Here is a 15,661-nt window from a genome sequence, read left to right as displayed (position 1 = left end):
TTCGTTATTCCCCAAAAATATGTTTACTTTAATTCCATGAACCGTAAACATTTTCTTTCCACGCTTATAACTGCCGGTGCTGGTATACCAGCCATAAAAACCCTTGCTGCTGTTGGCATCACCGGCACAGATACTGCCAAACAACTCCAGGTGCCTCCCTATCTGAAACCCGGGGACATTATCGGTATTACCTGCCCGGCCGGTTACATTAAAAAAGAAGAGATCCTGCCCTCATTGCGCATCATGGAAAGCTGGGGGTTTAATATTCGTATAGGCCAAACCGTAGGAGCACGTGATTACAGCTTCGGAGGCACGGATGCAGAAAGAACAAAAGACATGCAGGCCATGCTGAACGATAACAATGTAAAGGCTATCATGTGTGGCCGCGGAGGATATGGAGCCGCCCGGATCATAGATCAGCTGGACTTCTCCCGCTTTCAGAAAAATCCTAAATGGGTAATCGGGTTCAGTGACATTACCGCCTTTCACTGCCATATCAACCGCCACTTTGGTATTGCAACGCTCCACTCCAAAATGTGCAACAGCTTCCCGGACGACTTCAACAAAGCAGAGCCCATTGTACAGGACACTATCATGTCTATCTATCAGGCTCTCACCGGTAAAAAGATGCAGTACACGGCAGCTCCTGATCCCAACAACCGCAAAGGCACGGCACGCGGCATCCTCATTGGCGGTAACTTGTCTGTCATACAAAGTGTGTCCGGCACCGACTCAGAAATAGATACCAACGGTAAAATTCTGTTCCTCGAAGAAGTAGGAGAATATCTGTACAACCTGGACCGTATGCTGGGCACTATCCAACGTTCCCACAAGTTTGACAATCTCGCAGGATTGATCATCGGCGGCTTCAACAGATTAAAGCCCGACGATCCGGGTGAAGAATTTGGCCGTACCGTATACGATATGGTAAAGGAAAAAGTCAAAAACTTTAAATACCCAGTATGCTTCAACTTCCCGGTAGGACACCAGAAAAACAACTATGCCCTCAAATGTGGTATGATGCACACTCTTACCGTGGCCGATGATAAAGTAACGCTGAAAGAATAACTATTTCACCAGGAAAGTAATGATAAACAAACAGGCCAGCACATACATCACGGGGCTGATCTGTTTGTATTGTCCTGTCAGTACTTTCAGCAATACATAAGACAACATGCCAAATACAATTCCTTCTGCAATACTGTAGGTATAAGGCATCATCACTATTGCAAGAAAGGCTGGTATCGCTTCTGTCACATCATTAAAATCAATTTTTACGACAGACCCCATCATCAGCATGCCCACGATAATCAACGCCGGTGCAGTAGCCGCCTGTGGTATCATGGCAAACACCGGGGCAAAAAAGAGGGCCAGCAAAAACATGATCGCCACTGTAAAAGCGGTCAGCCCTGTTTTACCGCCTGCGGCAATGCCACTGGCGCTTTCAACATAAGCCGTCACCACACTGGTACCCAGCAGGCCCGCAGCGGTAGTACCCACCGCATCAGCCATCAGCGCCTGTTTGGCCCGGGGCAGCCGTCCCTTTTCATCCAACAGGCCGGCTTTATTACACAAACCGATCAGCGTACCTACGGTATCAAAGAGGTTAACCATCAGCAGGGTGAATAAGATCATCACCATATCCAGGCTGAATATTTTATCAAATTGTAGTTTGAAGGCAATAGGTGCCAGAGAAGGTGGCAGGCTCACCAGATGCCCTTCGGGCAGATGGGTGATGCCCAGGGGGATACCAATTACAGTCGCTGCCAGAATGCCGATGAGCAAGGCAGCATTTACTTTGCGGTACATCAGCACTGCACTCACAATCAGCCCTATCAGTGCAATCAGCGGCCCTATACTGGTGATATTGCCCATTTTCAGGATCACACCGCCCAGTTTGCCTTCACCTACGTGCCGCATACCTGTTTCGATAATACCGGCATTGGCCATGCCTATCAATGCTATCAATAACCCTATCCCCACAGAGATAGCGTGTTTGAGGTTTTCAGGGATACTATTGATGATCGCCTCCCGTATCCGGAACATCGACAATAGAATAAAAATAAGCCCTTCAAGGAAAACGGCTGTCAGCGCAAACTGCCAGCTGTAGCCCATCCCCGCTACAATCGTGTAAGCAAAAAAAGCGTTTAGTCCCATACCGGGTGCCACACCAATAGGCAGCCGTGCGTACAGGGCCATTACCAGTGTGCCGATAGCTGCCGCCAGTGCGGTAGCGGTGATAAGGGCATGAAAATCCATTCCCGTACTGGACAGGATACTGGGATTGACGGCCAAAATATAGGCCATCGTGGAAAAGGTGGTCAATCCGGCGAGGACTTCTTTCTTAACAGTAGTATTGTTTTCGGAGAGCTTGAAAAATTTCGCGAGCATGCTGCAAAAATAAGCGATTCGGGATTTATCATTTTATGCTAATTTCATTCCATGCAACAACACACGCGCGGATGGAAAGTGATAACCGGATGGCTGGCGGATAAGGAACTGAAGCCTTTCAAATTTCAGGAAGATGCCTGGACTGCTTATCTGCAGGGCCTTTCGGGGATAGTGAACGCACCTACCGGCTTCGGCAAAACCTTCTCGCTCTTTCTGGGTGCCGTGATCGCCTGGATCGATGCCCATCCCAAAGACTACCAGCAAAAAACAAAAAACGGACTGCAGCTGCTGTGGATAACTCCGCTCCGTGCACTGGCCAAAGATCTGGGAAGGGCCATGGAAGAGGTATTACGGGAACTGGACCTTCCCTGGCAGGTAGGTATCCGCAGTGGCGACACCCCCCTGGCCGCCCGTGCCCAGCAGAAAAAACAGATGCCTGAAGTGCTGATCATCACGCCGGAAAGCCTGCATCTGCTGCTGGCCCAGAAAGAATATCCTGCTGTGTTCAAACAGCTGCATACCGTGGTCATAGACGAATGGCATGAGCTGATCGGCAGCAAACGCGGCGTGATGGTGGAACTCGCACTGAGCCGCCTACGCGGATTATCGCAAACCGCCGGCAGACAGTCCCTGAAAATATGGGGCATATCCGCTACCATCGGCAATCTCGACGAAGCCCTGGAAGTCTTGCTGGGTCCCTATCACCAAAATGGTCTTATCATCCGCGCCAATCTCAAAAAAAATATCTCCCTGCAAAGTGTGATCCCTCATGAGATAGAAAACTATCCATGGGCAGGACACCTGGGCATACGCATGCTACCACAGGCTTTGCCGATTATAGAAGACAGCCAGACCACCCTGCTTTTTACCAATACCCGGTCCCAGTCGGAAATATGGTATCAGTCACTTCTGAAATATGATCCCATGCTGGCAGGCGCCCTGGCGCTGCACCACGGCTCCATCGACATGGAGCTGCGCATATGGGTGGAAGAAGCCCTGCACAACGGCATTCTGAAGGCGGTGGTATGTACTGCCAGCCTGGACCTGGGGGTGGACTTCCGGCCGGTAGACAGTGTCATACAGGTGGGTAGCCCCAAAGGGGTGGCCCGCTTCCTGCAAAGGGCCGGCCGTAGCGGACACCAGCCTGGCGCCATCAGCAAAATATTTTTTCTGCCTACCCACGCACTCGAACTGGTAGAGGCCGCAGCCCTAAAAACAGCCATGGAAGAGGAACTGATAGAAAGCAGGATGCCCGTGTTGCTGGCTTATGATGTGCTACTGCAATACCTCATGACCCTCGCCGTATCGGATGGTTTTTATGCCCCGGAGATATATGAAGAAGTCCGCCAAACCTTCTGCTACCAGCATCTTACACCAGATGAATGGCTGTGGATACTTGCCTTCCTGACTACCGGCGGTGAGGCACTGGGCAGTTACGACGAGTTCAGAAAACTGGAAAGACAGGACGACCACTACTACTGCAAAAGCCGTATGCTGGCCATGCGCCACCGGCTACATATCGGTACCATTGTGAGCGATGCTATGCTGAAAGTGAAGTTTATGAGTGGTGGATATGTAGGTGTGATTGAAGAAAGTTTTATCTCACGCCTCTCGCCGGGAGACAGTTTCACGCTGGCCGGCCGTAACCTCGAGTTTGTGCTCATCAAGGATATGACGGTGCTGGTACGCAAGTCCAACGCCAAACGTACAATCGTGCCCAGTTATCAGGGAGGCCGTATACCTTTGTCGTCCAACCTGGGCCGCATGCTGCGCCGCAAGTTCAACGAGGCATTGTCCCGCCGCACAAAAGATCCTGAACTGATAGCCCTGCAACCGCTGTTCAACAGACAGGAGGAGCTTTCCCATATTCCCAAGGATAATGAACTGCTGATAGAAAAAATCAACACCAAAGATGGTTACCATCTTTTTGTATATCCTTTTGAAGGCAGACTGGTACATGAGGTGATGGCCGCTCTGCTGGCCTATCGTATCAGCCGTATCCAGCCTATCACTTTCTCTATTGCCATGAATGATTACGGCTTTGAGCTGCTGTCGGACCAGCCCATTCCACTTACCGAAGAAAATGCCAAAACACTGTTCACTACCGACAACCTGCTTACAGAGCTGCAAACCAGTGTGAATGCAACTGAGATGGCCCGCCGTAAATTCAGGGACATTGCTGTCATCGCCGGGCTGATATTCCAGGGTTTTCCCGGCAAACACAAAGCCAACCGCCACCTGCAGTCATCGGCCTCCCTGCTCTTCAATGTATTTAAGGATTACGACCCGCAGAACCTTTTGCTGAAGCAGGCCTTTAACGAAGCATTTTTTTATCAGATGGAAGAAGCCCGCCTGCGGGAAACGCTGGAACGCATTGCTGACAGCAAAATCGTTATCACCCAGCCGGAGAAACTCACCCCTTTCTGCTTCCCCATTAAGGTAGACAGCCTGCGCGACACCATGACCAGCGAAAAACTGGAAGATCGTATCAAAAAATTGATTGCAGTCAACGGTTAAGAATTAATAATTTGCAGCCCATGCAACATATGGATACAGCGGGGAAGGAAATATTCCGGTTTAAAGAGCAGCATTGGCATTTATTGCCTGAAAGGGCCATTTTCTGGGAAGAAGAAAAAACACTGATACTGTCAGATCTGCACCTGGGTAAATCGGCTCATTTCCGGAAAGCCGGTATTGCAGTGCCGGCAGGCATTATGCAGGAAGACCTGTTCCGCTTGCAGCAACTGATTACCCGCTTCCTGCCCGTACGTATCATCATTGTAGGAGATATGTTCCACAGCCGGCATAACAATGAAGTGCAGTATTTCAAGATATGGCGGGGACAGTTTTCCCATATCCGTTTTGACCTGGTGCTGGGCAATCATGATATTATGGAGGAAGAGATATATAGTGAATTACAGCTGGATGTACATGACACCCTGACCATCCGGGACATTCATTTTGTGCATGAGCCTTGTGAAGACAGCAATGGCTACCGGTACACCTTTTCAGGTCACTTGCATCCCGGTGTGGTGATGGCCGGCCCTGCCAAACAACGGTTGCGTTTACCCTGCTTCTATTTTGGTCAGCATTGCGGCATTTTACCCGCTTTTGGCGACTTTACCGGTCTGGCCACCCTGAACCCTTCTCCGGGTGAAACCGTGTTTGTAATCGCCGGAAAATCGATTATACAGACACACTAAGGTTACATCATGAAAATTGCTTATCACGATATATATACGCATCCGTTGCCGGCAGACCATCGTTTCCCGATGGTGAAATACGAGCTGATACCCGCCCAGCTGCTGCGGGAAGGCGTTATCGTTGCCGAACAGCTGTTTGCGCCTCTTCCCGCCACAGCGGAAACCATACTGGGCACCCATGATCTTTCCTGGTGGGAGAAGCTGAGAGACCAGACCTTATCAGACAAGGAACAGCGTCATATCGGCTTTAGACAATCGCCGCTGCTCACACAACGGGAGATCGTTATTGCCCAGGGCACCATCGACATCGCCCTGCATGCCCTGGACCACGGTATCGGATTCAACGTGGCCGGCGGCACCCATCACGCCTTTGCCGACCATGGAGAAGGTTTCTGCCTACTCAACGATTTCGGCATCGCCGCCAATTACCTGTTACAGCAAAAGAAAGCAAAAAAGATACTGGTAACAGACCTTGACGTACACCAGGGCAACGGCACCGCCGCCCTGTTTGCCGGCAATGACAAGGTATTCACCTTCAGCATGCATGGCGCTCATAACTATCCTTTCCACAAAGAAACTTCAGACCTCGATATTCCGTTGCCCGATGGAATGACCACCGGCCCTTATCTGCAGCTGCTCGAAGAAACACTGCCACGGCTGATAGATCAGGTAAAACCTGATATTGTGTTTTACCTGTCAGGAGTAGATATCCTGGAAACAGACCGGTTCGGTAAGCTCAAGGTCACCGCTGCAGGCTGTCTGCAGCGCGATGAGTTGGTCTTCAGCCTGCTGTATAAACATAACATCCCCTGCGCCGTAGCCATGGGCGGCGGTTATTCTACCCGTATCAGCGACATTGTAAATGCACACTGTAATACCTTTAAGACCGGACTGGATATTTATGGCAGTTAGATGATCCTGCCATCTCTCATGAGCAGCTGACGGTCGCTGAGCGGCGCCAGTTCTTCGTTGTGGGTTACTATGATAAAAGTCTGTTTAAACTGGTCCCTGAGTTGAAGGAACATATTATGAAGCTCCCTGGCATTATGGGAGTCGAGGTTACCGGTAGGTTCATCGGCCATCACTACGTCGGGATTGTTGATCAGGGCCCTTGCTACCGCCACTCGTTGCTGTTCGCCGCCGGATAGGGCATTGGGCTTGTGTTCCAGGCGATGTCCGAGGCCCAGGGTGGTAAGCAGGAAGGCTGCTTTTTCCTTTACTTCGCTTTTCCGCGTACCGGCTATAAAACCGGGAATGCATACATTTTCCAGGGCACTGAATTCTGGCAGCAGGTGGTGGAACTGAAAAATAAAGCCAATATGGCGGTTCCGGAAGTCAGCCAGTGCATTACCGCTTAAACCCGTCAGATTGACATCATTCAGCCAAATCTCTCCCTGGGTGGGTGTTTCCAATGTTCCGAGGATATGCAGCAGGGTACTTTTGCCAGCGCCGGAAGATCCAACGATGGTCACAATCTCACCCTTATTGACTGTAATATCTACTCCCTTGAGAATGGGCAAGTTGGAATAATTTTTGGTAACATTGCGAGCGGTTAGCATAACTCAAAGAAAAGGTAAATAACCGATAAAATAGTAAAAGTTGTTTATTTCAAATTAAATAATACTTTTGCGAAAAATTAAGAAATAAAAATTTTAATAAGATGTACTGGACATTAGAATTAGCTTCATACCTGGAGGACGCTCCATGGCCAGCTACTAAAGATGAACTTATTGATTACGCCATTCGTTCCGGTGCACCGATCGAAGTAATCGAGAATTTACAGGAGCTGGAAGATGAGGGAGAAATTTATGAGGGGATTGAAGATATCTGGTCTGACTATCCGTCACAGGACGACTTCTTCTTTAATGAAGATGAATATTAGACCCTGATTATTACAGATGTACTCCCGGCGTTCTGCCTGATAAAAAAAATTAAGCCGTTACCAATAAGGTAACGGCTTTTTTATTGTCGAATGATATCAACTATTTCTCCAGTTGTTCCATAATAGCATTGGATACACCAGTGAAGGAGAATCCGCCATCATGATAGAGGTTCTGCATGGTCACCATTCTGGTCATGTCGGAGAACAGAGTTACCACGTAGTCAGCACAATGGTCGGCAGTAGCATTACCCAGCGGACTCATTTTGTCTGCATAACCAATAAAGCCACCGAAACCTTTTACACCACCGCCGGCAGTAGTAGGGGTTGGAGACTGAGATACGGTGTTCACACGTACTTTATTTTTCACACCATAGTGGTAGCCGAAGCTGCGGGCAACGGATTCCAGCATAGCTTTGGCATCAGCCATTTCGCTGTAGTCAGGGAAGGCACGTTGTGCTGCGATGTAAGTGAGTGCTACTACAGAACCCCACTCGCTGATAGCATCCATCTGGTATGCTGTCTGCAGTACACGGTGTAAGGACAGGGCGGAGATATTCGTCGTTTTCAGCGAGAAGTCATAGTCCAGATCTGTATAGGACTTTCCTTTACGCATATTCAGGCTCATGCCAACAGAATGCAGTACAAAATCTATTTTACCGCCAAAATGCTCCATGGATTTGGTAAAAAGATTTTTCAGGTCATCCGTGATGGTTACGTCTGCCGGAATAACAGGGGCCTTGCAGATTTCAGCCAGTTTGTTGATCTCACCCATACGCAGAGCGACAGGTGCGTTAGTGAGCACTATTTCAGCGCCTTCTTCCACACAACGGAGCGCTGTTCTCCAAGCCAGTGACTTCTCGTCCAGTGCACCAAAGATGATACCTTTCTTTCCTTTTAATAAGTTATGAGCCATTTGGTCAAAATTAATTTCGGCAAAAATAGTCGTTATAGTTGAAAAAAAAAGTTATTGCTTCCTATCCCCGGCTTTTTAGGATTCCCGGACAGGAAGCAATAACGGTTACGCATGTGTTATCTTACCATTTCGCGGGCATTTTCGAGGGCAGCGGCAGTAGGCCTTTCTCCACTCAGCATCTGCGCGATCTTGTCTATTCTTTCTTCCATAGACAACAGCCTTACGCTGGTTGTTACTTTTTCAGCCTTGGCATCCTTATACACAAAATAATGAGCATCTGCTTTACCGGCTATCTGCGGCTGGTGCGTGATACAGATGATCTGATGTGCTCTGGCCAGGTCTTTCAGAATAACACCTACCTGCCTTGCTGCTTCACCGGAGATACCGGTATCGATTTCGTCGAAGATAAGTGTAGGCAGCGCTACAGACTGTGCTACCAGCGATTTGATACACAACATCAGACGGCTCAACTCCCCCCCGGAGGCTACTTTACCTACCGGCGCAAACTGATTGCTCTTGTTGGCATCAAACAGGAATTCAATCGTATCCTGACCATAAGGGTTCAGTTCACCCTGTACAATATCCACTTTCAGGCGCGCATTGGGCATGCCTACCTGCGAAAGCAAGGCATTAACCTTTACTTCAAAAGGAGCCGACTGTTCCTGTCTTGCTTCCGTGATAACAGCAGCATCTTTCAGCAGCAGCTCATGCAGTTGGGCCTGTTCTCTTTCCAGTGAAGCCAGCTGCTCATCAAGATTCAGTACACTGTCTACTTTAACAGACAGCGCGTCTTTGATGGCCAGCAGCTCATCGGTGGTTTGCACCCCATGTTTTTTGAAAAGGCGATATCCCAGTGCCATACGGTCATTCACCAGTTCAATACGTTGTGCATCGTATTGTACCTGGTCGTTGATCCTTTCCACATCACCGGCGATGTCCTGCAGTTCAAGATAGGCTGAAAGCATTCTATCAGATACAGCAGGCATGTCTTTATGAAAGGCAGCAATGTTTTGCAGGGAAGACTGCAGTTGTTTGAGCTGCTGCAACAATGGCTGCTCATCTTCTTTCAGCTGAAAGTATACCTTGTTCAAAGAGTTTTTGATCTCTTCTGCATGGGTAAGCAGTTGCAGCTCATTATCCAGGTCTTCCACTTCGTTGGGGCTGAAATCCGCTTCCAGCAGCTCATCCAGCAGGAACTTGTTATAGTCCAGCTCTTTGTTGGCCTGGTCGCGGTCGTCCACCAGTTGTTTATATTTTTTCTGTACCTGCAGGTATTGCTGGTATACATTGTTGTATTGTTGGAGGACGGCGGGTTTGTTGACCAGCGCATCTATTACTTCCCGCTGGAAATCGGAGTTGCCCAGTTCCAGGGTATCAAACTGCTGATGGAGATCTACCAGGCAGGCCGCCAGTTCAGACAGTTGGGATATGTTGACAGGAGTATCATTTACAAAAGCTCTTGATTTGCCGGAGGCGCTGATTTCACGGCGGATGATCAGCTGTTCTTCCAGGTCCAGTTCATGGCGTTCGAAGAAAGCGGCCACCTGTGATTTTTTCACTTTGAAGAACCCTTCGATCACACATTTGCCTGTTTTATCGAACAGCACACCAGGGTCTGCACGTTCTCCCAGAATCATGGAGAGCGCGCCCAGCAGGATAGATTTACCGGCGCCGGTTTCGCCGGTGATTACATTGAGATTGCCAGAAAAGTCCACTTCCAGGTGGTCAATAATGGCGTAGTTTTTAATGATTAGTCGCTGTAACATAAGTCAGGAAATAACTTGAATCACAATTTTTCTCCCTCATCAACTGCCGTTTACACGTTGTATGCCTGCTTTTGCCCGTTGGTCAAGGGAGTTTTTATAATCGTGGCCTTTCATGTCCAGGCATTGCTGGTAACATTGAACGGCTTTGGTTTTATCTTTTCTTTTTTCGTAAATATAACCTAATTGCAGGGAAGCTCTCGCAGCATAATATTCCTGCCGGTTGGCTCCTACTTTTATGGTCACTTCGTACATCACGATTGCCTTGTCGTCTTGCCCGCTTTCATCATAGATACGGCCCAGGCGGTAGGCGTATTCCAGTTTATCTTCCATGGCCGGGAAATCGGCTGCTTTTCTGGTCAGCAGTAATTTCAGGGCTTCACTGAAAAAGCCGCCATCGCTCAGCAGCCTGACTTTCAGCAGGAAGGGGTTGGGCCATTTGCCGTTCTCCGCTTCCTTGAGGGCTTGTTTGTCTGCATCTGTTTCTGTCCCGCCTTTTGTCAGGATCATGTTCCGGTATTTGTTGGCCAGTGCCTGGTTGCCTTCCAGGTAATAGTACCAGCTTAACCGTTGCAGACATTCTTTGATATAGAACTTGCCTTTAAAGTTATTGACAAACCGCTCGAGATACACATGGGCATCATTATCGAGCCGGGTCAGTTTCAGCAGACCATATACGTAGTTATAGTAGTCAATATCTGCGTATTCGTTGCTGTCATGCTTCTCTTCCAGTACTCTGATACCATTGGCGGCTTTCTGGTTGTTTAAAGACAGATTGGCCACCATCAGTGCATAGAGATAATTTGATTTGGTATCCAGCTGCTTTCTTTGCAGAAACTCCCAGGTTTCTTCCGGTTTATTCACAATAAAAAGCATCAGGTAACAATAATAATAATAGGATTCCTCCCTGAGTAATCTGGCTTCCGGCGCATTGCTATCGATAAAAGCATTCACATTACTCATTCCGTCCCGGATGCTGCCTTTCAGTCCGAGTATATTGGTAATCCACTTATACCCTTCAGGGATGGTGCCGAATACTGTTTGCATGGTACCCAGCAACAGCTTATTGGGCATAAAATCCGGGAACCGGCGCTGATTCTCTTTCAGTGTCATATACGCCTTTCTGATCTCCCAGGTAGCATCCCATTTTTCATTGAACTTGATTTTGATCATCGCCCATTGAAACTTGATGGCTGCCTGTGTATACAGATAGTAGGGAGAGTCCGGCGATCCTTCCAGCATCCTGTCCAGCCTGATGGACCGCATCCCTCTTTTTCTGGCATATTCGCCTGCATCTTCATTGAAAAACAAGGGAAAAAAATCCGCATAGTTATCCAGAAAGTAAGGGATCAGGTTATCGGGATTTTCTTTTTTCTCTTCTTCCAGTAATGCTCTTCCCGCATTTAACCGTAGTTGCATGATCGCTTCGTAGGCCTGCTCACAACGGCTGTTGAAATCATATACTTTCTGTCTGGCGCTAACTGTTAACCCTGTACTCAACAAAAGGATCAAAGAAAAAATAATACGCATAAGGGCAAAATTCCTGGAATAATCACCAAATCTCACACAACAATTTCACAAATCCCAATTAACAATTCACATTTTTTTAAGTTGCATTGCCCATCCAATTTCCTGCCACAAATTAAAAGAACTACTACGCAGACTAACTGCGTACGGTAACCTGGGGACAAAGCTAACATATTTAGTAAAACAAAGCTAAATAAATTAGTATATTTTTATAACGGGAAGGGCTAAACGAAAGAAAGGGCATCCGGAGATGCCCTTTCCAATAATGTATACGCTTTAAAATCAGATCGTAACGGTAGCTTCGAGGTCGTTATCCACCAGGATACGGCCGCAGTGCTCACATACGATGATTTTTTTATGCTGACGGATCTCTGCCTGACGCTGAGGAGGAATAGCATTGTAGCAACCACCGCAGGAATCACGCTCTACAGTTACCACAGCCAGACCATTACGGTAGTTCTTGCGGATTTTTTCGTAGGCGGCCAGTAAACGGGGGTCTACCTTGGTTTTAGCATCTTCACTTTCCTTACGGTAAGCTTTTTCTTCCTTGTCGGTTTCAGCAACGATCTTTTCCAGTTCTGATTTCTTATGCTTCAGATTGGATTCTTTATCAGCAATAGCCCTTTTAGCAACTTCCAGCGTCCGGGACTTCTCTTTTATTTCTTCGTTTGCGTCTTTGATATGCTTTTCAGCCAGTTTGATTTCCAGTGACTGCATCTCCATTTCTTTGGTGATCGCCTCAAACTCGCGGTTGTTCTTCACATTATCCTGCTGTTTCTCATACTTCTTGATCAGCGCCTCAGCATCCTTGATAGCATTTTTCTTGCTGGTAACGAAGTCCTGGATACCTTTGATCTCATTTTCGATATGAGACTGACGTGTATTCAACCCTTCGATCTCGTCCTCCAGGTCTTTCACCTCAATCGGCAACTCCCCCTTCAACACCTGGATTCCATCCAGTTTGGAATCGATCTTCTGCAGCCTGAGCACAGATGCTAATTTTTCCTCAACGGAGTATTCTTTTACGGTAGCCATGTATTATAAATAATTTACCGGGTTTGTTTTAATCGTAGATTTAAGAGGCGCAAAATTACGGAATTTTTCAGTCAATATATGATAAAATAATTCAACAGTAAACTGCTCACTCTCAAAATGTCCGATATCTGCTATAACTATTTGATTATCAGCGTCAAAAAATTCATGATACTTAAAATCTGCGGAAATATAGGCATCCGCCCCCGCCGCAATAGCCCGCTTCAACAAGAAACTGCCCGCTCCCCCACACAAAGCCACTTTCTTCACCGGACGGCCTCTCAACGGCGTATACCGCACACATCCTGTCCGGAACTGCCCTTTGACCCATTGCAGGAATTCAAGCTCATTCATCGGCTCTGGCAACTCACCCACCAGCCCGGATCCTACCTCCTGGTAGACATTGTCCAGCGTCACCACATCATAGGCCACCTCCTCATAAGGATGGCTGGCCAGTAATGCCTGCAAAATCCCGGATTCCAAATATACCGGAAAAATCACTTCCAACTTTATTTCTGCCTCAAAATGTCTTTCTCCGGGCGTACCCACATAAGGATTGGTACCGGCACCACCCCTGAAAGTGCCCTCTCCTGCTGCATTAAAGCTGCATTCGCTGTAGTTACCGATATGACCCGCACCGGCAGTAAACAGGGCCGCTCTCACCTTTTCCACATCCGCCTGCGGCACAAATGTGTATAATTTTTTCAACAACCCGCTCTTGGGCTGCAATACCCGGCGCCGCTCCAATCCCAGCATATCGGCCATCTGCGCACATACCCCGTTCCGAACGTTATCCAGGTTGGTATGCGCCGCATATACCGCAATGTCGTGCTTGATAGCCTTGATCGCCACCCGCTCCACATAGGAACGCCCGTTGATCTTCTTCAGTCCTCCGAAAACAATCGGATGATGCGCCACCACCAAATTACATCCCCTGGCTATAGCCTCATCTATCACTTCTTCGGTAGCGTCCAGCGTCAGCAACACATTGGTCACCTCCCACGAAGCATCCCCGAAAATAAGGCCTGCATTATCGTAACTTTCCTGGTACGGCAAAGGCGCATACGCCTCCAGCACCTGCATAATCTCTTTTATCTTCATAACAAAGAATTTGACTGTTCCTTCACGCCATCCTGTACATTTGTAAAAAACACAGTTATGACAGGAAGCAAATCTACGGCAGAACAATATACCCGGTACAAATTAAAGATGCAAAAAATTGCAGACGTAAAAAATGCCATGGCCGTATTGGGCTGGGACCAGGAAACCTACCTGCCCGAAAAAGGTGCAGCCTTCAGAGGCCAGCAGCTCACCACCCTCAGCACCATCGCCCACGAACTCTTTACGGAAGAAGACCTGGGTACTCTCCTCCATGAACTGCATAACCACAGCGACCTCGACGCCCTTCAGCAAAAAAACATCGCTCTCTCCCTGGAAGACTACGAAAAAAATAAAAAATACCCCGCCGCTTTTGTGGCCGAAATGTCACAAACTACCAATGAATGTTACCACGCCTGGATCAAGGCACGCAAAGCCAACGACTACAGCATCTTTGCTCCTGTCCTCTCCAAAATGATAACACTCAAAAAACAGGAGACTTCCATCCTGGGCTACGAAGGCCATCCTTACAACGCCCTGCTCAACGAATACGAAAAAGGCGCCACCACCACCATGCTGGACACCATTTTCGAAGATGTGAAAAAAGCCCTCTCTCCACTGCTGGCAAAAATTGAAGCCCGCCCACAGGTGGAAAAAGATTTCCTGCACAAACACTACGACCGTGATAAACAATGGAAACTGGGCATAGACCTCCTCAGGGAAATGGGCTACGACCTCCAGGCCGGCAGACAGGACATCTCCGAACATCCGTTCACCACCAGCTTCAACCCCCACGATGTAAGGGTCACCACCCGCATCGATGAAAATGATTTTGGTAACATGACCTGGAGCTGTATCCATGAAGGCGGACACGCCCTCTACGAACAGGGCCTGCCTGCCGATCAGTACGGACTCCCCTGCGGAGAAGCCACCAGCCTGGGCATTCACGAATCACAATCCCGCCTCTGGGAAAACAATGTCGGCAGAAGCCTCCGCTTCTGGCAACATCACTACCCACGCCTGCAGCTGCAGTTCTCCGACAACCTCGCTGCTGTATCACTCAATAGTTTCTATCAGGCCATCAATCAGGTAAGACCATCCCTCATCCGCACAGAAGCCGATGAACTGACCTACCATTTCCATATCATGATCCGCTATGAGATCGAAAAAGGCCTCATGGACGGCAGCATCTCTGCCAACGATCTGCAACACACCTGGAACGAATACTACCGTCAATACCTGCACGTAACCGTGCCGGATGATGTACAGGGCGTATTACAGGACATCCACTGGTCACATGGCAGCTTCGGATACTTCCCTACCTACTCCCTGGGAAGCTTCTACGCCGCCCAGTTTTTTACCGCTGCACAAAAACAGGTGCCGGGCCTCGATGATGCCATCGCTACCGGCAACTACCACCCGCTCCTCGAATGGCTGCGCAGCAACATCCACCCCTTCGGCCGCTTCTACACCTCCGGCGAACTTTGTAAAAAAGTAACAGGGAAAGAATTGCAGTTCAGCTACTTCATGGACTACGCAGAAAAAAAATATGCTTCCATCTACAATCACTGATAATCATTCATAAACCAGAGAGGCCCAACAGCAAACAATGCAGTTGGGCCTCTCCTATCCACAAATGTGAATAACCAAACTTCGCTCAACAGCCTGTTTGGCTTACCATTTGCTATAACGTGCAGGAACGTAGGATGAATGTAATAAGCAGCTATTCGAGCGCTATGTCACAACAGATTGTCAACTATTGAGCACTGATACAACTTTGAGCACACGAAATTCATATTATTTAATATTTATATATTAATATTGCCAATCAAACCACAATTATTAAAACCGA

Annotated in this window: 13 protein-coding genes; 6 read left to right on the top strand and 7 right to left on the bottom strand. The window is 48.2% G+C overall.

Translation table 11 applies throughout. The annotated features are described in order from the left end of the window. Nucleotides 1-36: 36 nt before the first annotated feature. Nucleotides 37-1,068, top strand: a complete 1,032-nt coding sequence (locus KD145_RS24335) for an LD-carboxypeptidase (RefSeq protein ID WP_212002434.1) — start codon at nucleotides 37-39, stop codon at nucleotides 1,066-1,068. Here KD145_RS24335 and KD145_RS24330 read toward each other — a convergent pair whose 3' ends face one another. Continuing rightward, complete coding sequence (locus KD145_RS24330; RefSeq protein WP_212002433.1) at nucleotides 1,069-2,391, bottom strand: NCS2 family permease; 1,323 nt, start codon at nucleotides 2,389-2,391, stop codon at nucleotides 1,069-1,071. A 51-nt stretch (nucleotides 2,392-2,442) separates the two neighbouring features. Here KD145_RS24330 and KD145_RS24325 point away from each other — a divergent pair, with 51 nt between their 5' ends. From KD145_RS24325 to KD145_RS24315, 3 genes are read left to right on the top strand one after another with little or no spacing between them, the layout of a single operon-like run. Next, nucleotides 2,443-4,908, top strand: a complete 2,466-nt coding sequence (locus tag KD145_RS24325) for a ligase-associated DNA damage response DEXH box helicase (RefSeq protein WP_212002432.1) — start codon at nucleotides 2,443-2,445, stop codon at nucleotides 4,906-4,908. A 20-nt stretch (nucleotides 4,909-4,928) separates the two neighbouring features. Beyond that, nucleotides 4,929-5,594 (top strand): ligase-associated DNA damage response endonuclease PdeM, encoded by a 666-nt coding sequence (gene pdeM, locus KD145_RS24320; protein WP_212002431.1) that lies wholly within the window; start codon nucleotides 4,929-4,931, stop codon nucleotides 5,592-5,594. Nucleotides 5,595-5,603: 9 nt separating this feature from the next. Continuing rightward, complete coding sequence (locus KD145_RS24315; protein WP_212002430.1) at nucleotides 5,604-6,506, top strand: histone deacetylase; 903 nt, start codon at nucleotides 5,604-5,606, stop codon at nucleotides 6,504-6,506. Here KD145_RS24315 and KD145_RS24310 read toward each other — a convergent pair. Next, nucleotides 6,503-7,153 carry an ABC transporter ATP-binding protein gene (locus KD145_RS24310; protein ID WP_212002429.1) on the bottom strand — a complete coding sequence of 217 codons (651 nt, stop codon included), beginning with the start codon at nucleotides 7,151-7,153 and terminating at the stop codon, nucleotides 6,503-6,505. The two genes, KD145_RS24315 and KD145_RS24310, sit on opposite strands and share 4 nt — an antisense overlap. A 101-nt stretch (nucleotides 7,154-7,254) precedes the next feature. Here KD145_RS24310 and KD145_RS24305 point away from each other — a divergent pair, with 101 nt between their 5' ends. Further along, nucleotides 7,255-7,476 (top strand): DUF2795 domain-containing protein, encoded by a 222-nt coding sequence (locus KD145_RS24305; protein ID WP_012794455.1) that lies wholly within the window; start codon nucleotides 7,255-7,257, stop codon nucleotides 7,474-7,476. Nucleotides 7,477-7,576: 100 nt separating this feature from the next. On the opposite strand, the gene KD145_RS24300 is transcribed toward KD145_RS24305, so the two are convergent. The 5 genes from KD145_RS24300 to KD145_RS24280 form a co-directional block, all read right to left on the bottom strand. Continuing rightward, nucleotides 7,577-8,389: an enoyl-ACP reductase gene (locus KD145_RS24300; RefSeq protein ID WP_212002428.1), complete on the bottom strand. Its 813-nt coding sequence runs from the start codon at nucleotides 8,387-8,389 to the stop codon at nucleotides 7,577-7,579. 116 nt (nucleotides 8,390-8,505) lie between these two features. Further along, complete coding sequence (gene recN / locus KD145_RS24295; protein ID WP_212002427.1) at nucleotides 8,506-10,155, bottom strand: DNA repair protein RecN; 1,650 nt, start codon at nucleotides 10,153-10,155, stop codon at nucleotides 8,506-8,508. A gap of 39 nt (nucleotides 10,156-10,194) precedes the next feature. Continuing rightward, nucleotides 10,195-11,682: a lipopolysaccharide assembly protein LapB gene (locus KD145_RS24290; RefSeq protein WP_212002426.1), complete on the bottom strand. Its 1,488-nt coding sequence runs from the start codon at nucleotides 11,680-11,682 to the stop codon at nucleotides 10,195-10,197. A gap of 279 nt (nucleotides 11,683-11,961) precedes the next feature. Continuing rightward, nucleotides 11,962-12,714, bottom strand: coding sequence for a zinc ribbon domain-containing protein (locus KD145_RS24285; RefSeq protein ID WP_212002425.1), 753 nt, complete (start codon nucleotides 12,712-12,714; stop codon nucleotides 11,962-11,964). 3 nt (nucleotides 12,715-12,717) lie between these two features. Continuing rightward, a complete protein-coding gene (locus KD145_RS24280; protein WP_212002424.1) occupies nucleotides 12,718-13,812 on the bottom strand; it encodes a Nif3-like dinuclear metal center hexameric protein in 1,095 nt (364 codons plus the stop codon). 57 nt (nucleotides 13,813-13,869) lie between these two features. Between KD145_RS24280 and KD145_RS24275 the strand changes: the two genes are divergently transcribed. Further along, nucleotides 13,870-15,381, top strand: a complete 1,512-nt coding sequence (locus tag KD145_RS24275) for a carboxypeptidase M32 (protein ID WP_212002423.1) — start codon at nucleotides 13,870-13,872, stop codon at nucleotides 15,379-15,381. The last annotated feature ends 280 nt before the right edge of the window (nucleotides 15,382-15,661 follow it).

It is taken from the genome of Chitinophaga sp. HK235, from assembly GCF_018255755.1.
In the GTDB taxonomy this organism is placed as follows: Bacteria; Bacteroidota; Bacteroidia; order Chitinophagales; family Chitinophagaceae; genus Chitinophaga.
The sequence above is the reverse complement of the archived record's forward strand: the minus strand, read 5'-3'. Positions and strand labels throughout refer to the sequence as shown.

What these genes read in the sequence shown, in the direction of transcription:
- KD145_RS24335 (WP_212002434.1), top strand. Translation starts at nt 37, where the DNA reads ATGAACCGTAAACATTTTCTTTCCACGCTTATAACTGCCGGTGCTGGT.
- KD145_RS24330 (WP_212002433.1), bottom strand. Translation starts at nt 2,391, where the DNA reads ATGCTCGCGAAATTTTTCAAGCTCTCCGAAAACAATACTACTGTTAAG.
- KD145_RS24325 (WP_212002432.1), top strand. Translation starts at nt 2,443, where the DNA reads ATGCAACAACACACGCGCGGATGGAAAGTGATAACCGGATGGCTGGCG.
- pdeM (WP_212002431.1), top strand. Translation starts at nt 4,929, where the DNA reads ATGCAACATATGGATACAGCGGGGAAGGAAATATTCCGGTTTAAAGAG.
- KD145_RS24315 (WP_212002430.1), top strand. Translation starts at nt 5,604, where the DNA reads ATGAAAATTGCTTATCACGATATATATACGCATCCGTTGCCGGCAGAC.
- KD145_RS24310 (WP_212002429.1), bottom strand. Translation starts at nt 7,153, where the DNA reads ATGCTAACCGCTCGCAATGTTACCAAAAATTATTCCAACTTGCCCATT.
- KD145_RS24305 (WP_012794455.1), top strand. Translation starts at nt 7,255, where the DNA reads ATGTACTGGACATTAGAATTAGCTTCATACCTGGAGGACGCTCCATGG.
- KD145_RS24300 (WP_212002428.1), bottom strand. Translation starts at nt 8,389, where the DNA reads ATGGCTCATAACTTATTAAAAGGAAAGAAAGGTATCATCTTTGGTGCA.
- recN (WP_212002427.1), bottom strand. Translation starts at nt 10,155, where the DNA reads ATGTTACAGCGACTAATCATTAAAAACTACGCCATTATTGACCACCTG.
- KD145_RS24290 (WP_212002426.1), bottom strand. Translation starts at nt 11,682, where the DNA reads ATGCGTATTATTTTTTCTTTGATCCTTTTGTTGAGTACAGGGTTAACA.
- KD145_RS24285 (WP_212002425.1), bottom strand. Translation starts at nt 12,714, where the DNA reads ATGGCTACCGTAAAAGAATACTCCGTTGAGGAAAAATTAGCATCTGTG.
- KD145_RS24280 (WP_212002424.1), bottom strand. Translation starts at nt 13,812, where the DNA reads ATGAAGATAAAAGAGATTATGCAGGTGCTGGAGGCGTATGCGCCTTTG.
- KD145_RS24275 (WP_212002423.1), top strand. Translation starts at nt 13,870, where the DNA reads ATGACAGGAAGCAAATCTACGGCAGAACAATATACCCGGTACAAATTA.